Source organism: Marinobacter sp., from assembly GCF_052094685.1.
GTDB lineage: Bacteria > Pseudomonadota > Gammaproteobacteria > Pseudomonadales > Oleiphilaceae > Marinobacter.
Genome location: NZ_JBQDKB010000014.1, coordinates 1 through 20,354 on the forward strand (window position 1 = coordinate 1; position 20,354 = coordinate 20,354).

At 52.2% G+C, this 20,354-nt stretch carries 24 protein-coding genes; 12 read left to right on the top strand and 12 right to left on the bottom strand.

The features are described from left to right. Positions 1 to 313 precede the first annotated feature (313 nt). Complete coding sequence (locus ACTH3S_RS04805; RefSeq protein WP_441807948.1) at positions 314 to 445, top strand: hypothetical protein; 132 nt, start codon at positions 314 to 316, stop codon at positions 443 to 445. 495 nt (positions 446 to 940) lie between these two features. Next, on the top strand, positions 941 to 1,609 hold the full coding sequence (locus tag ACTH3S_RS04810; protein WP_441807892.1) for a Fic family protein: 669 nt from the start codon (positions 941 to 943) through the stop codon (positions 1,607 to 1,609). Between the two features lie 310 nt (positions 1,610 to 1,919). Here the strand turns inward: ACTH3S_RS04810 and ACTH3S_RS04815 are convergent, their stop codons facing one another. Together ACTH3S_RS04815 and ACTH3S_RS04820 are read right to left on the bottom strand one after the other, a co-directional pair. Then, complete coding sequence (locus tag ACTH3S_RS04815; RefSeq protein WP_441807893.1) at positions 1,920 to 2,174, bottom strand: Txe/YoeB family addiction module toxin; 255 nt, start codon at positions 2,172 to 2,174, stop codon at positions 1,920 to 1,922. After that, on the bottom strand, positions 2,171 to 2,422 hold the full coding sequence (locus ACTH3S_RS04820; RefSeq protein WP_018402812.1) for a type II toxin-antitoxin system Phd/YefM family antitoxin: 252 nt from the start codon (positions 2,420 to 2,422) through the stop codon (positions 2,171 to 2,173). Before ACTH3S_RS04820 ends, ACTH3S_RS04815 begins: the two co-directional genes overlap by 4 nt. Before the next feature lie 319 nt (positions 2,423 to 2,741). Here ACTH3S_RS04820 and ACTH3S_RS04825 point away from each other — a divergent pair, with 319 nt between their 5' ends. Both ACTH3S_RS04825 and ACTH3S_RS04830 read left to right on the top strand, forming a co-directional pair. Then, positions 2,742 to 2,987, top strand: a complete 246-nt coding sequence (locus ACTH3S_RS04825; RefSeq protein WP_441807894.1) for a type II toxin-antitoxin system CcdA family antitoxin — start codon at positions 2,742 to 2,744, stop codon at positions 2,985 to 2,987. After that, positions 2,987 to 3,286 carry a CcdB family protein gene (locus tag ACTH3S_RS04830; protein ID WP_441807895.1) on the top strand — a complete coding sequence of 100 codons (300 nt, stop codon included), beginning with the start codon at positions 2,987 to 2,989 and terminating at the stop codon, positions 3,284 to 3,286. The genes ACTH3S_RS04825 and ACTH3S_RS04830 overlap by 1 nt, the downstream gene beginning before the upstream one ends. Positions 3,287 to 3,485: 199 nt before the next feature. Here the strand turns inward: ACTH3S_RS04830 and ACTH3S_RS04835 are convergent, their stop codons facing one another. Together ACTH3S_RS04835 and ACTH3S_RS04840 are read right to left on the bottom strand one after the other, a co-directional pair. Further along, positions 3,486 to 4,145 (bottom strand): HipA N-terminal domain-containing protein, encoded by a 660-nt coding sequence (locus ACTH3S_RS04835; RefSeq protein WP_441807896.1) that lies wholly within the window; start codon positions 4,143 to 4,145, stop codon positions 3,486 to 3,488. Beyond that, positions 4,145 to 4,462 (bottom strand): helix-turn-helix domain-containing protein, encoded by a 318-nt coding sequence (locus ACTH3S_RS04840; protein WP_441807897.1) that lies wholly within the window; start codon positions 4,460 to 4,462, stop codon positions 4,145 to 4,147. The genes ACTH3S_RS04835 and ACTH3S_RS04840 overlap by 1 nt, the downstream gene beginning before the upstream one ends. A 163-nt stretch (positions 4,463 to 4,625) precedes the next feature. Between ACTH3S_RS04840 and ACTH3S_RS04845 the strand changes: the two genes are divergently transcribed. Genes ACTH3S_RS04845 through ACTH3S_RS04855 form a run of 3 tightly spaced genes read left to right on the top strand, consistent with a single transcriptional unit; the run spans position 4,626 to position 7,416 of the window. Next, positions 4,626 to 4,757 (top strand): hypothetical protein, encoded by a 132-nt coding sequence (locus tag ACTH3S_RS04845; protein WP_441807898.1) that lies wholly within the window; start codon positions 4,626 to 4,628, stop codon positions 4,755 to 4,757. Between the two features lie 48 nt (positions 4,758 to 4,805). Further along, positions 4,806 to 6,812, top strand: coding sequence for a phospholipase effector Tle1 domain-containing protein (locus tag ACTH3S_RS04850; RefSeq protein WP_441807899.1), 2,007 nt, complete (start codon positions 4,806 to 4,808; stop codon positions 6,810 to 6,812). Then, positions 6,775 to 7,416, top strand: a complete 642-nt coding sequence (locus tag ACTH3S_RS04855) for a DUF2931 family protein (protein WP_441807900.1) — start codon at positions 6,775 to 6,777, stop codon at positions 7,414 to 7,416. The genes ACTH3S_RS04850 and ACTH3S_RS04855 overlap by 38 nt, the downstream gene beginning before the upstream one ends. A gap of 185 nt (positions 7,417 to 7,601) precedes the next feature. On the opposite strand, the gene ACTH3S_RS04860 is transcribed toward ACTH3S_RS04855, so the two are convergent. From ACTH3S_RS04860 to ACTH3S_RS04895, 8 genes are all read right to left on the bottom strand, one after another. Beyond that, entirely contained in the window at positions 7,602 to 9,803 is a 2,202-nt protein-coding gene (locus tag ACTH3S_RS04860; RefSeq protein WP_441807901.1) for a mechanosensitive ion channel domain-containing protein, read from the bottom strand. After that, on the bottom strand, positions 9,800 to 11,161 hold the full coding sequence (locus ACTH3S_RS04865) for an MBL fold metallo-hydrolase (RefSeq protein WP_441807902.1): 1,362 nt from the start codon (positions 11,159 to 11,161) through the stop codon (positions 9,800 to 9,802). Before ACTH3S_RS04865 ends, ACTH3S_RS04860 begins: the two co-directional genes overlap by 4 nt. 35 nt (positions 11,162 to 11,196) lie before the next feature. Further along, complete coding sequence (locus ACTH3S_RS04870; RefSeq protein WP_441807903.1) at positions 11,197 to 11,589, bottom strand: type II toxin-antitoxin system VapC family toxin; 393 nt, start codon at positions 11,587 to 11,589, stop codon at positions 11,197 to 11,199. After that, complete coding sequence (locus ACTH3S_RS04875; protein WP_441807949.1) at positions 11,586 to 11,792, bottom strand: type II toxin-antitoxin system VapB family antitoxin; 207 nt, start codon at positions 11,790 to 11,792, stop codon at positions 11,586 to 11,588. The genes ACTH3S_RS04870 and ACTH3S_RS04875 overlap by 4 nt, the downstream gene beginning before the upstream one ends. A gap of 213 nt (positions 11,793 to 12,005) precedes the next feature. Further along, positions 12,006 to 12,605: a DUF2931 family protein gene (locus ACTH3S_RS04880; protein WP_441807904.1), complete on the bottom strand. Its 600-nt coding sequence runs from the start codon at positions 12,603 to 12,605 to the stop codon at positions 12,006 to 12,008. Between the two features lie 81 nt (positions 12,606 to 12,686). Then, positions 12,687 to 13,286, bottom strand: a complete 600-nt coding sequence (locus ACTH3S_RS04885; protein ID WP_441807905.1) for a DUF2931 family protein — start codon at positions 13,284 to 13,286, stop codon at positions 12,687 to 12,689. 4 nt (positions 13,287 to 13,290) lie between these two features. Continuing rightward, positions 13,291 to 14,904, bottom strand: coding sequence for a phospholipase effector Tle1 domain-containing protein (locus tag ACTH3S_RS04890; protein WP_441807906.1), 1,614 nt, complete (start codon positions 14,902 to 14,904; stop codon positions 13,291 to 13,293). A 3-nt stretch (positions 14,905 to 14,907) separates the two neighbouring features. After that, positions 14,908 to 15,522, bottom strand: coding sequence for a hypothetical protein (locus tag ACTH3S_RS04895; RefSeq protein WP_441807907.1), 615 nt, complete (start codon positions 15,520 to 15,522; stop codon positions 14,908 to 14,910). 222 nt (positions 15,523 to 15,744) lie between these two features. Between ACTH3S_RS04895 and cysQ the strand changes: the two genes are divergently transcribed. The 5 genes from cysQ (at position 15,745) to ACTH3S_RS04920 (ending at position 20,351) form a co-directional block, all read left to right on the top strand. Continuing rightward, on the top strand, positions 15,745 to 16,521 hold the full coding sequence (gene cysQ / locus ACTH3S_RS04900; RefSeq protein WP_441807908.1) for a 3'(2'),5'-bisphosphate nucleotidase CysQ: 777 nt from the start codon (positions 15,745 to 15,747) through the stop codon (positions 16,519 to 16,521). Then, positions 16,518 to 16,997: a transcription/translation regulatory transformer protein RfaH gene (gene rfaH, locus ACTH3S_RS04905; protein WP_441807909.1), complete on the top strand. Its 480-nt coding sequence runs from the start codon at positions 16,518 to 16,520 to the stop codon at positions 16,995 to 16,997. Before cysQ ends, rfaH begins: the two co-directional genes overlap by 4 nt. Before the next feature lie 254 nt (positions 16,998 to 17,251). Beyond that, positions 17,252 to 18,748: a capsule assembly Wzi family protein gene (locus tag ACTH3S_RS04910; RefSeq protein ID WP_441807910.1), complete on the top strand. Its 1,497-nt coding sequence runs from the start codon at positions 17,252 to 17,254 to the stop codon at positions 18,746 to 18,748. A gap of 28 nt (positions 18,749 to 18,776) precedes the next feature. Further along, entirely contained in the window at positions 18,777 to 19,895 is a 1,119-nt protein-coding gene (locus ACTH3S_RS04915) for a polysaccharide export protein (protein ID WP_441807911.1), read from the top strand. 12 nt (positions 19,896 to 19,907) lie between these two features. Next, a complete protein-coding gene (locus ACTH3S_RS04920; protein WP_441807912.1) occupies positions 19,908 to 20,351 on the top strand; it encodes a low molecular weight protein-tyrosine-phosphatase in 444 nt (147 codons plus the stop codon). The last annotated feature ends 3 nt before the right edge of the window (positions 20,352 to 20,354 follow it).

Below are 20,354 nucleotides of genomic sequence, written 5' to 3' on the forward strand. Positions count from 1 at the left end.
TGCAGGAGCAGTGGCAATGAAGCGTGCCGGTCAGATTGCTCTTATGCCGTTCCCCTACACAAACCTCGCGAACAACAAGAAACGGCCGGTGTTATTGCTTCGGAAACTTAGCCAGAAAGAACGATCATGGACAGGCACAACATAGCCTGGCACAACAAGCCTGACTGCAGATGCAGAAGGTTGGGTCGGGGCTCAAAGCCTCCCTTTACAAGGGGGTGAACCTGCCTCGCTTAGTATTCACAAAGACCTACGGGAGCACCCCACACCAAACGGTCAGGTTGTTCTTTGGATTTCTAACCGACCAGACAACGCCATTGAGGTTGGTCGTTTCCAGGCTAATGAAATTGAGGGCGATACGTCGAAGTATCAGGTGCGCACCGAGGAATATCTGGAACGCAGTGGCGACTATATTAGCCAGCATGGTATTCCTACAGATGGCTGGTAGTTAGTTTTAAAAACGACGAGTCTCCCGGCCAAGCCTGACACCATAATTCCAAACTCATCAATCCGGTTGCTCTATTCCCCTAGACCAACGAAAACATCAGGCACGGCTTAGTGGCCGCGATTAAAGAATGATTCGAAGCTTAAAACACAAGGGCTTGGCCAAGTTCTTCAAGTCCGGCAGCACCGTAGGGATTCAGGCTGTTCACGCGAAGAGGCTTCGGCTTATTTTCGGTTGCACGAATTGTCCGGCAATCGCGCCGGGTCTGGTCGGTGACACTTAGTGGTAACTGGTGAGTAACTTTCCGTTTTGAAGAAGGTGATGCTGAGATAGTTAATTATGAAGATGGAAAACCAATCATTGCATAATCATCATGGACAGGCACAGCCTTAGCCAAACGCCTATAGTTGCCTGATTTTTGGTATCATGCGAAACCTAAGGCGAAACAGTACTCACTCGGGCGTTTATATGTATCCAGCTGCTGATCTTCACTGGTCAATGCGACCAAATCGCGATAGGGCGTTAATGCTTGCTCATCGTGAGGTGTCAGTTTTTGTTTATGATGCCGTTCAGCTTGAAGGACTCAACTTTACGCTACCCGAAGTGCAAACGCTGATGCAGGGAATCACCGTTGGTGGGCACCGGCTCAGTGACCAGAAAATCGCTACTAATCAGGCGGATACCTGGAAAGAGCTGTTCCGGTTGGTCAGGGAGCAGAAGTTTAAGTTAACACAAAGCTGCGCTTGTGATTTGCATCGTATTGCGGGCAAGGAGGAGGCGCTGGAGTGGGGCCGTTTTCGTTCCGGCGGCGTGCTAATCGCGGGAACAGATTATGAGCCACCGGCTGCCGGCCAGCTTGGTGGTCTTTTTGCGGGCATGGTCAGCAAGCTTTCGGACTTTGAGGATGTTTATGACCAGGCCATTCATTTATTTTTGACCACGGCTCGCTGTCAATTTTTTTACGACGTAAACAAGCGTATGGGCCGCTTTATGATGAATGGGCATCTGCTGAACTGCGGGTACCCTGCCATTAATATTCCGGCATCGCGCCAACTTGAGTTTAATGAACTGATGCTCGAGTTCTACAGTTCGGGTGACCAGGAAAAAATGAACCGGTTTGTGCGTAGTTGCATGGACGAGCGCGTTGTCCGGATTATGAAGGAATAATAGGTAGAAGATCATGGACAGGCACAGCTTGGTTTGCTGGGTGCAGCCTTTGCTTTCTTGCCCAGCGCTCTTCCATCAATCATCCCTCAATAAGCCTTTCCAGGGGCCGCCAAGACTTTCAGGTGAATCCCAATATACTGAGGCGGGGGCTTATGGATAACGGCTACCTGGAGTTACCTATAACTTCTCGGCTTACTGATCAACAAGGAACGTTATACAACTCAAGCCTCCCTATCGCTTGCGGGCGTGTGATTTACCGCTCATTGAATCTCCATATTTGGCCAGACAGAAAGTTAAGCGTCTGTTAAATTTAGTAATGATACCTTAGCTGAACGACTAGCAGAGCGTCTTCCGTGACCTTGTAGACCATGCGATCTTCTTCATTGATTCGGCGAGACCAATAGCCAGCCAGACTATGCTTTAGGGGCTCTGGTTTACCAATACCTTCGAATGGTTCGCGCTTGGTTTCCTTAACCAACTTGTTGATTCGGTTAAGAGCCTTTTTGTCGGTTTTTTGCCAGTACAGATAGTCTTCCCAGGCATTCTCGGAGAAGATGAGTTTCATTCAAGAAGTTCCTTTTCCTGCCCGCCGCCTTGCTCCAATTCTGCAACGGATTCCAATAATCGGCGGGCATTCTTCGGTGCACGCAGAAGATAAGCGGTCTCTTGTAGTGCTTCGTAGTCTTCAAGTGAGATCATGACCACGGATTGGGATTTGCTCCGGGTAATAATGATTGGCGAACGGTCTTCACAGACCTGATCCATGGTTTTTGCTAAATTGGTTCTGGCAGCTGTGTAGCTAATTGCATCCATAATATCGCTCCTGTACAGGGTGTTGGTGTTGTACAACATACCGTACATGTAAAGATTTGACAATCAGCTGCACAGCAACCGATTTTACGCCGCTCTGGGGCTCCAGACCAGCGCGTGAGTTAGGCGTTAAATTCTCCATTGGCCAGGGGAGAGCTGTTCCTCGTTTATTATAGGTTATGGACAGGCACGCTTAATCATGGGCACGCTTAATCATGTGGGATTCTCTTACGTCTGCGCCAAGGCTCGCCGCCGCGCAGGATTGATGCACAAGAAGTGTGCGCATATAATGTAAGCGTCGTTTCCCATGAGGACTGAACCCATGCACGCTGCTGAAGTTATCAAATCCATACGAAAGCCAACGAACCTATCCATAGATAGTGCTCTTCTCAAAGAGGCGAAAGTCCTGGGGATCAATGTCTCACGGTCCGCAGAGGTGGGGATCGCGGAGGCTGTGAAAGTTCATAAGCAGGAGAAGTGGCTGAAAGAAAATGCCAGAGCCCTGGCAAGCTCGAACGCATACGTTGAAGCTAATGGTTTGCCTCTCGCGCAACACCGTCAGTTCTGATGGCTCGTTTCGATGTCTTTGAAAATAAGGGTGGGGCTGGCTATCTGCTGGACGTTCAATCAGACCTCCTCAAAGGCCTGAACACTCGAGTTGTCGTGCCGCTTTTGCCTAAATCTTCGGCGCCGTTCCCCGCCCAGAGGCTGAATCCTGTATTTAACATTGAGGGTCAAGAAGTAGTAATGGCCACTCAGTACATGGCTGCTGTGCCCGAAGACGAATTGCGTTCTGGCGTTAGTAGTCTTACTGAGCAGCAGGATGAAATTTCGGGGGCGTTGGATATGCTGTTTTTGGGCTTTTGATACAAGAAATGACATGGACCAGCACTCGCCTGACAACATCGATAGAAACGATTTGGCTATTTATCTCGTTGTTTCTTCAGGAATAGCACAATAGCTGGCGGCAGGTGAGCCACGCCGATGGCTACCAGGAAGGCTGCCACGCCACCTCCTTCCTCCCCGCCCATATAAACACCGGCTACTGCCCACCCAAAGGCAATAGCTACCAGCCCAACCAGGACGTGGCCCAGCCAGCGTTGCGATGGGGTGGGGGTCTGCCGTGCCAGCTGCCAGTGGGCGTAGCCCGTAACCGCAATGACGATAAGCAGTAATACCAGCGTAAAAACAATACGCATGGGCTCCTCCATTCGGTGGTTACCGCATAATTTTCCTTCATCGAAAACTTCATTTGCACACCGGCCAGTGAAAACTTGTTGGCCATGGAGGCAGTCTTGAATTCAATGGCTCGGGCTTTGCCGTGGGTGCTCAAAACACTAGCAGGCACTTGTTCTGGCTCCATTGGCTCAGCGATCAAAGCGCCGGGTAAGTCCCCGCCAAGATACGACAGGATGTGAAACTCGTTATCAACGTGAACTTTGAGCCCTTTAGCAATCAGCTCTCTCAGAGCTCCCTCCGGAAGCAAGTTAGATAATACGGGGTGCAGCCTTTGATTTCTTGCCCAAGGCTCTTCCATCAATGCTTTTGCGCGCGAAAACGCTGGGTGAGTAATCAAGCTAAATGTGGGGCGGTTTGTGTCGTTAGTGAATTCTTCCGCAAAGCTCAGCACGTTTCGGCCGTTTTGAAATCCTGCCAGATAGCCCACCAACCTGTCATGCAAGGTTAATTTGAGTACGTTCATTTCGTCCATGCGGCGATTATCCATCAATCATCCCTCAATAAGCCCTTCCAGGGATCGTCAGACAAGCTTTTATTGGCACCTTCTCTGGTTGGGTCATTAGTCTGATCTGATGCTTTTTGCTCCAGCACGGCAATCACCGCACCAAGCTTGTCTTTGGGGATAAGCATGAGTTCGCTGCTGAGCGCCTGCGCTATGAGCTCCAAAGTGTCCAGTCTGGGGTTCCCTTTGGATTCCAGGCGCTGATATTGCTGGCGAGATATGCCGGCTCGCAACATCATGTCGCTCTGCTTTAGGTCGAGTGCCAGTCGTCGTTTTTTAAGTTGTTGAAGTACAGATGTCATAACTGTCAACTCTCTTGTTGCTTTTTTTATTGAGAGAAACATATTAGATGCTTTTTTGGTATAAGGCAATAAATGTGTTGCTTGTGTTCGAAATGGAGCAGTGTGGAGTAATCATAGACAGGCACAGCATATGGCCTTCTGCAAGCCGTGGCGGAATGGTTTCATGGCGGGTGAGTTCAAGGTTCCTGATGATTTCGATCGGATTCTGGTTGCTCAAGCAGAATCCGAGGGTTTTCTAGTACTCACTGCCGATGAACTGGTGGCCCGTTATCCAGGCCCTGTTCGGCGAGTGTGATGGAGCAACTAAGCCACGGACTCGGCTTACTGATCAACAAGGAACGTTATGCAACTTAAGCCTCCCTATCGCTTGCGGGCGAGTGATTTACCGCTCATTGAATCTCCATATTTTGCCAGCAGGAAAGTTAAGCGCCTGCTAAATTCTCCATCAGCCAGTGCTCGATTAGATACCAGCCAGATCGGTGGCATGGCAGGCCACTCTGATCCCCATAGCGTGATTGCTCGTGTGGCCAGGGGAGAGTTGTTTCTTGTTTATGATGATCTTCAGAATACAGAGCTGCTTTTGCCAGTGGTGGCCTGGCAAGCTGATGATAGCTTTCCATCACGCGGCTATTGGCGGTTTAATGGAGATTCTGTTTCACGTTTCAGTAGTATAAAAACCGCAGTTGATGCGCTGAACAGTCGCCAGATAACCCCACGCAATTTGTCGTTCGCTAGTGCTGTTGGTCGTCTTGATGCGAATAATCTGGATATGGAAATTCGGCATCATGAAGCTGAAAAAAAGAGGCACGCTGAATCAGGTGCCGACTCAAGGCCGAACCTGTCATTAGGTGCCGGCACACATATTGCGCTTTTATCGTCACCTGCTGAGCCAGCCGCGCCTGCGCCTCTAAATGTCGTGGCAGGGCTTTTTTTAGATGGCACTCTGAATAACGTTGATAATATTCAGGCTTATCGTAAACGAGTAGAGAGTGAGTGCTTGGCGCATTTACGTGATCGCCCAGAAAAGTTGAAAGAGTGCCTAGCCAGGCTGCGGCTAGTGATGGGCGAAAGCTATGCAGGCGAACCGACGAATGTGGTTAAATTATTCGACCTATATCAGGACGGCAATAGTTCTGAAGGAGCGGAAAAAACGATCACTCTTAAAGCCTATGAGCCTGGCGCTGGCACTCAATCCGGGGCTTCGGATTCATTGGAGGGAGTGGCTACCGGTTTGGGTGATAGCGGTGTGCCAGCACAGGTGAAAAGGCTTTTTTCGAAATTGGCTATCCAATTATTAGATTTGAACGCAAATCGTGCCTCCCGTGAGCTCACCATCGATCTTTTTGGCTTTAGCCGCGGGGCTGCGGCAGCCCGACATGCCGCCAACGAAATACTGAAAGGCCCTGAAGGCATGCTGGGGCAAGTCCTTGGAAGTTTTCAGGTCGGTTGGCCGCAGGCAGTTAATATCCGGTTTCTTGGGCTGTTTGATACGGTGGCCGGTATTGTTAACGTTTCAAATCTAGACATTTCACCCAGTAATGATCGCAACAGCCCGGTACAACTCTATGTTGATCAAAATCGAATTGAGCACACTGTACATTTCGTTGCTCGACACGAAAAGCGTGAAAATTTTGCGCTCAACAGTTTAAGAGGTGCCGATGGAGGCCTGCCTTCCAACGCCAGAGAAATCGCGCTGCCTGGTGCGCATTCTGATATTGGTGGCGGCTATCATGACCTGCAAACAGAAGATGTATTACTGTATCCGAGCTTGGATATCAGGGGTTCCAATGTAGGTTGGCCACAACAGACTATGGAATGGGACAATCTGAAAACGCTGAAGCAGCGTGTCGAATTGGAACGCTGGATTGGCAGTCACAGCTTACCGTTGCCCGGTGGAGCCTCCCCAGCTCTTGCCATAGAAGAAAGCCGCTCGGAGCACCCCTCACCGGACGGGACGGTGACGCTGTCGCTACGAATGGTACGGCAAATTAGAGGAGAGTATTCGCGAGTGGCGTTATGGCTTATGCATGCGCTTGCTGAAAATGCAGGTCTTCCGCTAGACAATATTGACGAAGACACAAGCGAATTGCATTTGCCTGCTGAGCTCAAGCCTATTTACGAGAGTTTTATGAAACAAATCAAGGCTGGGAGTGACGCCCCATCTTTAGGCTTTGATCAAAGTGATCTAATACGGCAGCGTTACATTCATCACTCCGATCACTACAACTTGTTGGAAGGGCTTGCGCTTGATCAAATTACCAAGTTTGAGTTTCCTTTTGACAGCTTAGCTCCATTCCGACCGGCTTCCTCCCGTGAACGCACAATTCATTTTAACTTGGTCCACGAGTAGCACCATGCGAGTTTTATCAATCTTACTATTGACCTCTCTGTTACTTACTGGTTGCAGTGCTGTTTCTTCAGAAAAAGAAGATGTTGTGAAATGGCATTTTCAGCTGGCCACACCCAAGCATTATAACGTTTGGGTGGAGCACCTGGAGCTTGAGCGATCGGGTGTCCGGCACTGGTCTCACCCTGCTGGCTCTTTAGGCTGTTGTTGGAAAGGGCCTGATGGCCCACGAGGAATAACCGGGGGTATGCAGCCGTTTCCTAACTTTATTGGAATTCAGTGGTTTTCATTTGCGGAGCAAGCGTTCTATCAGCGGCTGATTTCGATTCCTGATGATTGGCAGGATCTCATGCGCGCTCCGGCACGCTATGTTACGTCACTTGGTGAGTTTTCAGGCCCGCGTAACATCCTGACCTTGGGGTTGGCGCCGGGTGGAGAAATTGTGGTTTGGATAAAAAACCAAATCGGCAATGAAATAGAAATTGCTCGCCTTCAGGCCAATGAAATTGAAGGCGAGGCCTTTCGCTATAAAACCCGCACGAAAGATTATTTGAATAAGCATGGCGACTATCTAACGGAGCAGGGCATTCAGTTAGATGGATGGTGATGGTTTTTAGAGAAACTATGGTTGAGCTCGTCAGTGGGGAAGGCGAAGTGATACCCACTAACATTGTTGGCTGTTTGATTACCGGCGATGATCCCTTGCTGAGAGTTCGGCGGGGGGCTGCAGGTAGATATAGACGATTTGTTAGTGGAGTAGATCAATCTTGACCATAGCTACCCACCCCAAAATCACACCCCATCCGTCGCCCGCCCCTCTATCAACGGCGAGCGGCTACCCCCTTCCGCATCCATCTGAACACTAATCCTCGGCGCCGCAACGTCAATGTATCTTGCTTCCATGTTGCGTTTCAGCAGCAGGTTAAAGGCTCTGGAAACATCCCACTGATACTCCGGTTTCGTTCGCATCCGCATGCGCAACACTGGGCAGCCTTCTTCAAATGAATGTATGCCCTGCATTTCAAGCGGTGACCAGATAAGCCACCGCATATCCGGCTGTGTGCGCAGTTCCTCAGCGGTCTCTGTCATCAGGAGAATGGCGTCATCAATGGGCAGTTCACGGGGAATCCGGATTTTGAGCAGTGCGATGCCAAATTGGCGAGACATGTTGTGAATAGAGCTGATTTTGCTGAAGGTAATGTGGTGAACAATCCCTTCCAGATCCCGCAAGCGCACCGTGCGCAGGTTGAAGCCTTCTACGGTTCCCATGAAACCGTTGATTTCTACAAAGTCGCCAACGGACATAGAGTCTTCAACCACAATGAATAAGCCTGTAATCAAATCCTGAACAAGCGTCTGGGCGCCAAAGCCGACCGCTAGCCCGATAATGCCCGCACCTGCCAATAATGGGGTTACGTCGACACCCAGGGTGGATAGGCCAACCAATGAGGCAATAATCAGGATGGTTATCAGCAGGGTGTTTCGGGCAATGGGCAGAATAGTTTGTGCTCTCGCCGGGTTTATCCTCTTCTTGCGATCGCCACCGCGCATGGCTCTTTCTAGAAGCTCATCCACAAATATCCAGGTTAGGTTGGCAAGAAGCCCGGTAAGCATCACGCCGATGAGGCTGCCAGCCAGGCCTTTGCTGATCGGCGTTTTTCCTGCCAGGCCTAGAAGCGACAAATCCCATATCTGCAAGATCAGCTCAAAAAATACCAGCCATGCGGTCGTCTGTATTAAGCGGTAGCCAAATTTCACAAGCCTGCGACTGAAATTGCTAAGAGCCTGGTGGCTTGGGCGGTTTTCTTGAATGCCAATCAACCCTTGCAAGGCAAGAGTCAGGGCCAGCAGTAACGCGCAGATCATGGCTTTGCCTAACGCGGCATCGGCCTCCCCACCATTTACAAAAACAGCCACCACAGAGGCGCTGATCGCCAGCAGCATTGGTATGTGCCAAAGCCTGGCGAGCAGGGCGGTCACTTCCCGCCATACGCCTTGGTTCGCACGCTGTTTGTAAGGGCGGTTACGAATCAGGTGAGTAACCGGGCGTCGGTTTCGAACAATCAGGAAAAAGCTCAGAAGGGCGGCGATTACGCTGAAGACAAGAGCCAGCGCACTGGCCAGTTCCGAACCTAGCTGCGACGTGAGCTCGGTGGTGCCCAGTGCGTCCTCAAGGGCGAAGAGTACGCCGATTATGAACAGAGGAAGCAGCATTCGCCGGCGCAAGATCATCACGGCCGTTAGCCGGTGGCCGCTGGAGAAAATCGAAATCATTACATCAAACAGTGACGTCAGTGCCCGAGCGCTCAAGGCCGCGTAGGCCAGGATAAGTATGGTGGTTTGCCCACCTTCAGACATACCAAAGGTGGGTAACCCCATCAGCAGAGCGGTAAAGGTAATTAGCCAAGGCAAAATCCGCCGCACAAAGTGAGCGATTAGCATCCATGGCCTGGCATGCCGTGGCATTTGCAGTGGCCAGCCCTGCCATGCAAAAAATAAGCGGGCCAAGCGGGTAAGGCCATAAACGGCCGCCATCCACGCTATAAGCCCGGCAATGGTCTCCGCGAGCACGCGAAACGATGCGCTGTCTAGTAGCTTTTCGGCGGCGCTGTAGGCATTGCGAAAGTTTGTTTTCCACTTACCCAGTGGAGTGTCTGCAGAGCTGTTTGCGTTAGCGGTTTCATCGAAGAACACCGCAAGGGCACCCAGTAGCCCTTCGCCACCGGAAGCCCTTTGTGCGGCTTGTGAGGATTCTGCCTGCAACCCTTGCTGAATGGATTTGAGTTGCTTTACCAGAGATTCCCGGCTCTCATCGTCTTGCAGGGCCTGAATGGTTATCTCAAGAGACGCCCCCAGCTCCTCTGGCGACGCTTCTTCTTTTTCTGCCGGCCCTGAAAACCCGGGTATACCGGGTAGGGATAAGGGCTGGCCTTGGGCAGTGCCAACGGCTGAGAACAGCAAGGCAAAGCCAAAAAGCAGTGCGATCAACTTCAAATCTTAACCTCTTCAAACAAATCTGGCACCTGAGCGTCCCATCCAAACTTCTCGTTAATCCGCTTGCGCATTATATCACTGGCCAGCGCCTCGCCGTGGGTAACATACACTTTCTGTGGCTCAAGTGCTCCCTGCTCAAGCCACTGCAGCAGTTCATTATAGTCGCCGTGGGCGGAGAGAGAGCTCATATTGTGTATCTCGGCTTCAACTGGCCAGTACTCCCCGTGAATTTTTATAGACTCTACGCCTGCAACTAGCCTGTCGCCCCGGGTTCCCGGTGCCTGAAAGCCTGCGAACACAACGCTATTCCTGTTGTTTGGCAGCAGAGTTTTCAAATGGTGCAGAACCCGACCACCGCTGGCCATGCCACTGGCAGAGACAATCACACAGGGGGTGCGCACAGAATCCAGCTTGATGGATTCATCCACGGTGCGAACGAATTTGGTATGGCTGTCGATCACCTCACACTGGCTGGCACTCAGCTTGTGCTCTTTATGATGCTTACAAAAAATCTCTGTGGCTTTGATGGCCATGGGGCTATTGAGGTATACAGGGAGTTTGGGGATGCGCCCTTCCTTCATGATCTTGTGAATCACATAGAGCAGCATCTGCGCGCGGCCAACGGCAAAAGCGGGCATCAATACAATACCGCCGCGGCCTGCGGTGCGGGTGATAATCTCTGCCAGCTCGGTCTCCGGGTCGGTTTCCTCGTGCAGTCTGTCGCCGTAAGTGGATTCGCACACAAGCACATCGGCTTTTTTGATCGGCTCTGGCGGGCGCATGATGGGGTCGCTCTGCCGGCCTACATCACCGCTGAACACAACCGTGCGGTCATCGGCCTTATGGTGAACGTGCACGCAAGCGGAGCCCAGAATGTGCCCTGCAGGGGTAAAGGTCACTTCAAAGCCTTTCACCGGCTCAAAGGTTTCGTGGTAGTGCAACGATTCAAAGTGTTCCAAGGCTTCCCAGGCATCCTTCACACTGAAAAGGGGCTCCGGGTGTTCGTGTTTCGAGAATTTCTTGCGGAAGGCGTACCTGGCATCTTCTTCCTGCAGATGGCCTGCATCCGGAAGCAGCACCTTGCACAAATCGTGGGTGCCATGGGTGCAGTAAATCTTGCCTTTAAAGCCGTTTTTCACCAGCGCCGGCAAGTAGCCGGTGTGGTCTATGTGAGCGTGGGTAAGAACCACCGCATCGATGGTGCTGGGGTCTACAGGAAACTTCGCCCAGTTCCTGCGGCGCAAGGTTTTAACGCCCTGGTACATGCCGCAATCAACCAATACGCGGTGTTTGTCATCGGATAATAGATAGCGCGAGCCGGTTACCGTGCCGGTGCCGCCGAGGAAGCGAAGTTTCATATACGAGCACCTTTTGAGTGATTAACTTTTGAGTATTAGGTCGGAGGGCAACCACTTTTGCTTTGGAAGTCTATATCGAATCGCGACGCCAAGCTTGCAAGCCGCTTGTCTAGGGTCCATAGCCTAGCTTCAGGTGTGATTAAGGTAGACGCCAACAGTGCGATATCCACCAAACAACAGCCTAGTCCATAAAGCTGATCCCGCTCAATTAACGCCCTTACTTCATCCAGATTTGCCTGGGTTGCAGGCTGAAGTAAGCCGATATCGGCTAGGGTTTGAGTGCGCGGCGCAGGTAGTGTGCCGCAGGCAAGTTCGGCAACGATCATAGGGTGGGTGAGCGCTCTGTCAGAGAGCAATAGTTCGGTGAGCTCTGTATTGCGGTTGCGGAAGTGATCAACCCAAACGGAGGTATCAACCAGTACGTTCACGGCGTTGGGGTATTGTCAGGGCGGCGAGGGATAGCCGGCATGTCGATCTCAGAACCACCCAAGGCCGCCAAGCGTTTGGCAGCGCGAACTCTTACAAACATCTTAATCGCTTCCCGAAACAGTTCTGCTTTATCCATGCCAGGATCAGCCATGTCTAGAGCCTGCTGGTATAGCTTTTCGTCGATAGTTACGGTGGTGCGCATGGTTTTGTCTGTATCCTTATTGATGATTAAGTGCATCATTTATAGCATCAGCTTGATGCGTGTTCAATAGGTGTTATGGACAGGCACGGCCTAGCTGTGGTGCTTGCCAGTGCCTGGAGCATTTATAGGCAGACACTCTCTTGGTGTAGTAGTCAGCTAATCCTGAAGAAGTGCCTCCTATTTTGAAGTGGTGATCAGATTAGCGAGGTATCATTACCATTTATTTGTTGGAACACCGTGTTGTTTCAGGTAAGCGCCGCTCTCCTCCAAGTATTCTGGCATCAGCGGTGCGTAATCTTCTGGATTGCCTTCGATTTCGTTAGCCTGCAGTCGGGCGATTTCTATTTCGTTACCGATTTGGTTTTTTATCCAAACCACAATTTCCCCTCCCGGAGCTAGGCCTAAAGCCAAAATATTACGCGGCCCGTAAAACTCACCAAGTGAAGTCACATAGCGAGCTGGCGCCCGCATGAGTTCCTGCCACTCATCAGGAATGATTATTAACCGCTGATAAAACTTTTGCTCTGCAAAAGAAAACCACTGAATGCCAATAAAATTAGGAAATGGCTCCATGCCCCCGGTTATACCACGAGGACCATTAGGCCCCTTCCAGCAACAACCTAAAGATCCGGCAGGGTGATACCAGTGACGAACACCTGACCTTTCAAATTCTATGTTTTCTACCCACACGTCATAATGTGCTGGCGTGGCGATTTGAAAATACCAATCCACAGGTCTTTCTTTTTCTGAAGACAACGAGCTGCAGCCGCAAAGAAAAAGAGAGACCAAGGCTGATAGTGACAAGGTTTTCATGGTCTGACTTAGGCTCTCGGTTAGGATAAATGATCCGTTCACGTGAGAAGGTTGGATTGGGATCAGATTTGCGAGGTATCATTACCACCCATCTGTTGGAACACCGTGTTGTTTCAGGTAAGCGCCGCTCTCCTCCAAGTATTCTGGCATCAGCGGTGCGTAATCTTCTGGATTGCCTTCGATTTCGTTGGCCTGCAGCCGGGCGATCTCTATTTCGTTACCGATTTGGTTCATGATCCAGACCACAATTTCCCCTCCAGGCGCAAGACCAAAGGTAAGGGTATTTCGTGGAGCAAAAAACTCACCAAGTGATGTCTCGTAACGAGCGGGTGCTCGCATGAGATCCTGCCATTCTGCAGGGACGATAATTAATCGTTGATAAAACTTTTGCTCTGCAAAAGAAAACCACTGAATGCCGATAAAGTTAGGGAATGGTTCCATTCGACCAGCAATTCCCCTTGGCCCTGTTGGGCCTGTCCAGCAACAGCCCATGCTGCCAGCGGGATGATACCAGTGACGAACGCCAGACCGCTCAAACTCCAAGTGTTCCACCCACACGTCATAATGTGCGGGCGTTGCTAGTTGAAAGCGCCAAGTGACGTCATCCTCTTTTTCTGAGGAAAATGAACTGCAGCCGAAAAGTAGCAAAGAGACTAAGATTGATAGTGATAAATTTTGCATCGTATTACTCAGGCTCTCGGTTAGGATAAGCGGTTCGTTCACGTGAGGAAAATGACCGGAATGGAGCCAGGCTATCAAAAGGGAATTCAAGCTTTGTGATTTGATTAAACAACAGCCCTTCAAGCAAGTTGTAATGATCGGAGTGATGCGTGTAGCGCTGCTTAACTACGCTTGCAAGTGGTGAAGGCAGTTCTGGGCAGTCATTCATGTTAACGGTTACTTCGTTACGAAAATGCAGATATGCGGGGTTAAGATTTTCGGGAATATCGAGCCCTTTATTTACTGGAATTTGCTTTAGGGGCACTCCAGCATTTCCAGCCAGCAAATACATTAACCGCAGTGCAATGCGCGAATATTCCCCTTTAATCTGTCGTGTCATCCTCAGCGATAACGTAACTTTTCCATCCGGCGAGGGGTGTGCTGAACGCTTTTCTTCAAGAGCAAGAGTTGGAGGGCTTCCATTGGGTAGCGGCAAGCTATATTCGCCAATCCAGCCTTCAGATTTGATTTGCTTTTCCAATGCTTTCAAGTTGTCCCATTCCATAGTCTGGTGGGGCCAGCGTGTGCTGGATCCGCGGATGTCCAGGCTTGGATGAAGTAATACGTCTTCTGTTTGCACATCGTGATAACCGCCGCCAATATCGGAATGTGCACCTGGCAAGGTAATTTCTCTGAAGTTTGAAGGCAGACTTCCATCCGTATTTTTAATGCTGTCCAACGCAAAGTTAGCACGCTTTTCATGCTGCGCGACCAGGTGTGCCGCATGCTCAATCTTATTCGGGTCAACATAGAGTTGCACTGGACTGTTACGGTTGTTGCCGGGGGAAAAATCTAAAGTAGACAAGTTAACGATACCGGCAACCGTATCAAATAGCCCAAGAAAGCGGATACTTATTGATTGTGGCCATCCAACCTGTTGAGCTGCAAGAGCTTGCCCCAATTGACCTGCTTGGCCTTTCAGTATTTCATTAGCAGCGTGCCGAGCCGCTGCGGCGCCACGACTAAAACCGAATAAATCTATAGTGAGTTGATAAGTGGGGCTGCGGGAAATGGCTAGCATTATCTGGCTGGCTATTTCAGAAAAAATCCGCTGCACTTGCGCAGGAACGCCCGTATCGCCAAGGCCTGTCGCCATCCCCTCTAAAGAGTCTGAAGCTCCCGTTTTAGTGCCCGCACCAGGTTCATAAGCTTTGAGGATTACCGTGCTATCAGTACCTTTTGGAATATTGCGCTCTTGATATAAATCGAACAGTTTAACAACGTTCGTCGGCCCATTTGCATAACTCTCACCTAGCATCAACCGCAATTTTGTCTGGCACTCTTTCAGTTTTTCGGGATTGTCATGCAATGGTGCCACACACTCATCGTCCACCCGTTTAAGGTATGCCTGAACGTTGTCAACGTTATTCAAAGTGCCATCTAGAAAAAGCCCGGTCACGACTTTTAAAGGTGTAGGTGCAGACGGTTTGGTGGGTGAAGGTATAGGCGCAATATGGGTAACGATACCCAATGGTTGGTTCAGTTTTGAACCGGCTTCAGATTCTGCATATCGCTTCTGTTCAGCTTGGAAGTGCCGGATTTCCATATCCAGATTATTAAAACAAGCATGGACAGGCATAGCCTAGAAACAAGCATGCAGGGCGAGAGTTAGGGCCAGCAGTAACGCGGAAATCATGGCTTTGTCCAGAGCTGCATCAGCCTCCCCACCATTGACAAACACCGCAACCACCGAAGCGCTGATCGCCAGCAGCATCGGGATATGCCAAAGCCGGGCGAGCAGGGCAGTTACTTCTCGCCCTACACCTTGGTCCATGCGTTGTGTGTAGGGTCGGTTGCGAATCAGGTGAGTCACCGGGCGTCGGTTCCGAATAATCAGAAAAAAGCTCAGAAGGGCGGCGATTATGCTAAAGATTAAAGCCAGCGCGCTGGCGAGCAGTTTTTCCGCCGCGCTGTAGGCATTGCGAAAATGTGTTTTCCACTTGCTCAGCGGGGTATCTGTAGCACCGCTTGCGTTGGCTGTCTCATCAAAGAAAATCGCCAAGGCGCCCAGCAACCCCTTGCCACCGGAAGCCTTCTTTGCGGCTTTTGACGATTCCGCCTGTAGCCCCTGTTGAATCGACTTGAGTTGCTTTACCAGGGATTCCCGGCTCCTCGGGCGACGCTTCTTTCTTCTCTGCCGGCCCCGAAAACCCGGGTATGCCTGGAAGCGATAAGGGTTGGCCTTGGGCCGTGCCAATTGCTGAAAACAGCAAGGCAAAGCCAAAAAGCAATGCGGCTGCTCTCAAACCCCACTCGAGCAAAGCGGTAAGTTGCTGTCGGTTTAACCATTTCCGGCCCGAAAGTCTATACCAAATTGCGACCGAAAGTCCCCATAAGTCCAGTCCAGAATTCTTTGGCTGACAAAATGTTACTATTGCCCCCAGCGCGCAAAGAAGTTGTCTACACAAGGATGCAACGCATGCACTACAGCACAATGCTCCCCGATGTAATCAGAATAGCGGACGAAGCCAGTGAAAAGGTGCTTCATATCTACCAATCTGATTTCAAAGTGAGCTACAAGGAAGACGAATCGCCCATTACAGCGGCGGATGTGGCCAGCCATGAGGTCATTGTAAGAGGCCTGCGCAATATCAGCCAGGATATTCCTGTTCTCTCGGAAGAGGGCGCCCAAGCCCCTTGGGAGGAGCGCAAACAGTGGCGGCGCTTCTGGTTGGTTGACCCCATTGACGGCACCAAAGAGTTCACCCAGCGTACAGGCGAATTTACGGTGAACATAGCGCTGATTGAAGATGGTGAGCCGGTACTGGGCGTGGTCACTGCCCCATCATTAAAAGAGGCGTATTGGGGCATAAAGGGTGATGGCGCGTATAAGCGTGACCGAACAGGCCGGGAACATCGCATTAGAGTGGCCGAGTTGCCCGATACCGTTCGGGTGGTCGCCAGCAAAAACCACATGAATGATGAGACCCGCGATTTCATAAGAGCGCTTGGCCCTCACAAAACACTTCAGGCAGGCAGCTCCCTCAAATTCTGCAGAATCGCCGAAGGCCACGCAGATCTCTACCCGCGCATGGGACCTACCAGCGAATGGGATACGGCCGCAGCTCATGCTGTGTTGCTTGCGGCAGGGGGTAGTGTGAACACACTGGATGGCACAGTGTTGCGCTATGGCAAGGAGGATGTGCTTAACCCTTATTTCATTGCAGCGGGAAACTGGTACATTCCCCGCCCATGACTTGGTACGCACTTCAACACAAGCCTGCACAAGGCGATCGGGCTCTGGCACACCTGCAGAATCAGGATATTGCCTGCTTCTACCCGAAAGTACAGGTAGAGAAAATTAAAGCCGGAAAGCGTACCCAAAAGCTGGAGCCGTTGTTTCCCGGCTACCTGTTTATAAATCTGGAGCAAACAGACCCAGCTTGGGCGAAGCTGCGCTCTACCCGTGGCGTGCTGCGCATTGTCAGTTTTGCCAACAAGCCCGCGGCGATTGCAGATGTCGTAATCGAACACATCAAAGCCAGTATGGGCAAAGTGGCGGAGCGGGGCGGTATTAAAGCAGGGCAGGCGTTAGAGTTAGACGAAGGCCCGTTCAAAGGCCTAGGGGCAATTTTCCAAGCTTATGATGGCGAAGAACGCGCCATTGTGCTCATCAGCTTTATGCAGAAACAACAGCGGGTGAGTGTGCCGGTGTCGGCAATTCGGTCTTAAGCTAAACGTAGGTCTGGGTGCATTTAGAGCTATCAAATGTATGGGGGCTGACCCCATATTGAGCCTTTTACAAAAGTTTACGTTGGTAACTCATTGATTATTTGCATGCAAAAGTAATTGTCACTTGTTTGTCACGCAGCTTCTAGTAGAATCCCTCGCTGCTTCGGAATAGTAATTTTTTCAGAAACCTGACAGGGATCGCGTTAGGGCCTTCCTTTTTTGGCTTTCTTCCCTGCACTAAAAAAGTAAATCGTATGCCCTTAACGCACTGGACTCGGGTCGGTGGGGCGGTAGCGTGCCTGGTCGGCATTGTTACCACCACCGCCACTTATGCCTCCCCTTGGATTGAACCCGGCGACAGCCGTGCGCGTTTTGCCCTGCAGAAGCTGGCAGACCGCGGCCATTTCGACCGTACGGTATCCACCTGGCCGGTGATGTGGAGCACGGTGGCGCAAGACATCAATCCCAGCGTTACCTCAGACCCAACCGCCACCGCAGGCGCTATGGCCTATCTGAATGCCGAACAGCAGGCACAGTTCCGTTCTGGCACCAAAACTGAACTCACCCTGGCAGGCAGTACCGAGCAGCCCCTGGTACAAGGCTTCGGCAATGCGCGGCAGGAAGAAGGCCAGGCCACGCTGGACTGGCAATGGCAGGGCGAACACTTTGCCGTCGGCCTGTCGCCCACCTTAGTGGCCAACCCCACCGACGACGAACAATACCGCTACGACGGCAGCTACCTGGCCGGTACACTTGGCAACTGGGTGCTGGGCGCTGGCGCCATCGAGCGCTGGTGGGGCCCGGGCTGGCAGTCCAGCCTGATCCTGTCCAACAACGCCCGGCCTATGCCCGCCGTATGGCTCAACCGCAAGCGGGACCTGGCGCCATCCTCCAAATGGCTCAGCTGGATCGGCCCCTGGAACCTCACCGTGTTCGCCGGCCAGTATCAGGACAAGCGCACCATAGACAACGCCAAACTCATCGGCATGCGCTTCACCTTCCGCCCGATACAAGGCCTGGATATCGGCCTGTCCCGCGCCATTCAGATGGGTGGCGAAGGGCGCCCGGAAGACGCCTCCACACTCTGGAACGCCCTCATCGGCAAAGACAACGGCCAGCTCGGCCCGAATAAAGAACCCGGCAACCAGCTTGGCAGTGTAGATGTGCGCTACGGCTTCGCGTTGGGCAACCAATCCATGGGCCTGTACGCCCAGATGATGGGCGAAGACGAAGCCGGTGCCTTCCCCGCCCGCAAATCCTGGCTGCTGGGCACAGACTGGACCACTGGCCTGTTCAACACAGACCAGCAGTGGTTCCTGGAATACAGCAACACCACCGCCGATGACTTCCTGGGCGATGCCATGCCTAACGTAAGCTACGAACACAGCATCTATAACACCGGCTACCGTCACTATGGTCGCAACATGGCCAGCAGCTTCGACAGCGATGCGGAATCCGTCACCCTGGGTGCTTTCCAGTTCTTTGACAATGGCACCGAACTCTCCGCCTCAGTAAGCTACGCCGAGCTTAATGCGGACGGCGCTATGCGGGCAGCCATGCCCGATCAGGGCACCCGCTACTTTATCCCGGCCACCAGCCAGAAGCTTGGCATCCTGAACCTGGGCTACGGCACCAACATACTGAACGGCCGGCTGCAGCTGAACGCACAAGGCACCGACAAGAAAATAAAACTGCCATCAGGCGAGCAAGACCAGTGGTCTGCAAGCGCCAGATGGACCTACCGATTCTAACGCACCTGAAATGGAAACCTCGCACCGGATGAAATCGTTAATCACACTGGTAATGGTACTTAGCCTTGGCGGTTGCGCCATGATTCCCGGCGCCCATATACCCTCTGGCAGCTCCGGCTGGAAAGCCAGCGACGACAACCAGCCTGCAGACCTGGAAGAGATGGTTAACATTCACACCATCACCCCCAAACTGCTCCAGGAACAAATGGCCAAGCCGGAAACTACGCCGGTGTTCAACCACCAGCTGGAACTGGAAATCCAGGATTACGACTACACCGTAAACCGGGGCGACATACTCAACATCACCGTATGGGACCACCCGGAACTCACCATTCCCGCCGGTTCAGACCGAAGCCCGTCTGAAGCAGGCAACTGGGTGCACAGCGATGGCACCATCTTTTACCCCTACGTGGGCGAAATCAAAGTCGCCGGATTAAAAGTCACCGAAATCCGCGACATCCTGCGCAAAGAACTCGCCAAATACATTGCCTCGCCACAGGTAGACGTAACCGTGGCCTCGTTCCGCTCTAAGCGCGTGTACATGACTGGCGAACTGAACAAACCCGGCACCCAGCCCATCACCAACGTACCGCTTACCCTGCTGGAAGCCGTCAGCAACGCTGGCGGCCTAAACGATGCGGCAGACTGGACGAACGTAACCCTCACCCGCAACGGCGAAACCAAACGCTACTCCCTGCGGGACCTGTACCGCCAGGGCGACACCCGGGAAAACCTCCTGCTGCGCCCCAACGACATCATCCACGTGGCCCGTAACGACGCCGCCAAAATCTTTGTGCTGGGCGAAGTGGGCAAACCCACCAGCCTGAACATCGGCCGCTCCGACATCACCCTGGCAGAAGCCCTGGCCGATGCCGGCGGCTTCGCCCAAGCCACCGCCGATGCCAGTGGCATCTTCGTACTGCGCCAGGCCGCCGAAGGCAGCGACAAAATTGCCGATGTGTACCAGCTGCACGCCCGCAACGCCACCGCCCTGGTACTGGCAGACCAGTTCACCCTGCAAGCGCGGGACATCGTATACGTAACCGCCGCACCCATCGCCCGCTGGAACCGCCTGATCGCACAAATCCTGCCAAGCATGCAGACCTTGTACTACGGCTCCATCACCGAACGTGAACTGACCAACTAAACACAACACCGCATGTTCAACAACATCCTCATCGTATGCGTAGGCAACATATGCCGCAGCCCCATGGCAGAATATCTGCTTCGGGCCCGGCTGCCTGAAGGAACCAACAAACACGTACACTCGGCGGGCATCGGCGCACTGGTCGATAAACCCGCCGACGACACCGCCTTAGAGTTGATGCAAGAGCAGGGCATAGACGCAAGCCTCCACCGGGCCCGGCAAGTAACACAAGAGATGCTGGCCAGTGCCGACCTGATACTGGCCATGGAAGACGGCCACCTGAAGCGCCTGCACGAAATCGCCCCGCAAATCCGCGGCCGCGCCTTCCTGCTGGGCAAATGGCAGAACAACCAGCCGGTACCAGACCCCTACCGGCAACAGCGCCCCGCCTTCGAACACGCCTACAAACTGATCGACCAAGCCTGCGACAGCTGGCTCAAATACCTGGGTAACTGAATT

Bases quoted from the DNA above. Each gene is read 5' to 3' on its own strand.
- ACTH3S_RS04810 (WP_441807892.1), top strand. From the start codon at position 941: ATGCGACCAAATCGCGATAGGGCGTTAATGCTTGCTCATCGTGAGGTG.
- ACTH3S_RS04815 (WP_441807893.1), bottom strand. From the start codon at position 2,174: ATGAAACTCATCTTCTCCGAGAATGCCTGGGAAGACTATCTGTACTGG.
- ACTH3S_RS04820 (WP_018402812.1), bottom strand. From the start codon at position 2,422: ATGGATGCAATTAGCTACACAGCTGCCAGAACCAATTTAGCAAAAACC.
- ACTH3S_RS04825 (WP_441807894.1), top strand. From the start codon at position 2,742: ATGCACGCTGCTGAAGTTATCAAATCCATACGAAAGCCAACGAACCTA.
- ACTH3S_RS04830 (WP_441807895.1), top strand. From the start codon at position 2,987: ATGGCTCGTTTCGATGTCTTTGAAAATAAGGGTGGGGCTGGCTATCTG.
- ACTH3S_RS04835 (WP_441807896.1), bottom strand. From the start codon at position 4,145: ATGGATAATCGCCGCATGGACGAAATGAACGTACTCAAATTAACCTTG.
- ACTH3S_RS04840 (WP_441807897.1), bottom strand. From the start codon at position 4,462: ATGACATCTGTACTTCAACAACTTAAAAAACGACGACTGGCACTCGAC.
- ACTH3S_RS04845 (WP_441807898.1), top strand. From the start codon at position 4,626: ATGGCGGGTGAGTTCAAGGTTCCTGATGATTTCGATCGGATTCTGGTT.
- ACTH3S_RS04850 (WP_441807899.1), top strand. From the start codon at position 4,806: ATGCAACTTAAGCCTCCCTATCGCTTGCGGGCGAGTGATTTACCGCTC.
- ACTH3S_RS04865 (WP_441807902.1), bottom strand. From the start codon at position 11,161: ATGAAACTTCGCTTCCTCGGCGGCACCGGCACGGTAACCGGCTCGCGC.
- ACTH3S_RS04875 (WP_441807949.1), bottom strand. From the start codon at position 11,792: ATGCGCACCACCGTAACTATCGACGAAAAGCTATACCAGCAGGCTCTA.
- ACTH3S_RS04880 (WP_441807904.1), bottom strand. From the start codon at position 12,605: ATGAAAACCTTGTCACTATCAGCCTTGGTCTCTCTTTTTCTTTGCGGC.
- ACTH3S_RS04885 (WP_441807905.1), bottom strand. From the start codon at position 13,286: ATGCAAAATTTATCACTATCAATCTTAGTCTCTTTGCTACTTTTCGGC.
- ACTH3S_RS04890 (WP_441807906.1), bottom strand. From the start codon at position 14,904: ATGCCTGTCCATGCTTGTTTTAATAATCTGGATATGGAAATCCGGCAC.
- cysQ (WP_441807908.1), top strand. From the start codon at position 15,745: ATGCACTACAGCACAATGCTCCCCGATGTAATCAGAATAGCGGACGAA.
- rfaH (WP_441807909.1), top strand. From the start codon at position 16,518: ATGACTTGGTACGCACTTCAACACAAGCCTGCACAAGGCGATCGGGCT.
- ACTH3S_RS04910 (WP_441807910.1), top strand. From the start codon at position 17,252: ATGCCCTTAACGCACTGGACTCGGGTCGGTGGGGCGGTAGCGTGCCTG.
- ACTH3S_RS04915 (WP_441807911.1), top strand. From the start codon at position 18,777: ATGAAATCGTTAATCACACTGGTAATGGTACTTAGCCTTGGCGGTTGC.
- ACTH3S_RS04920 (WP_441807912.1), top strand. From the start codon at position 19,908: ATGTTCAACAACATCCTCATCGTATGCGTAGGCAACATATGCCGCAGC.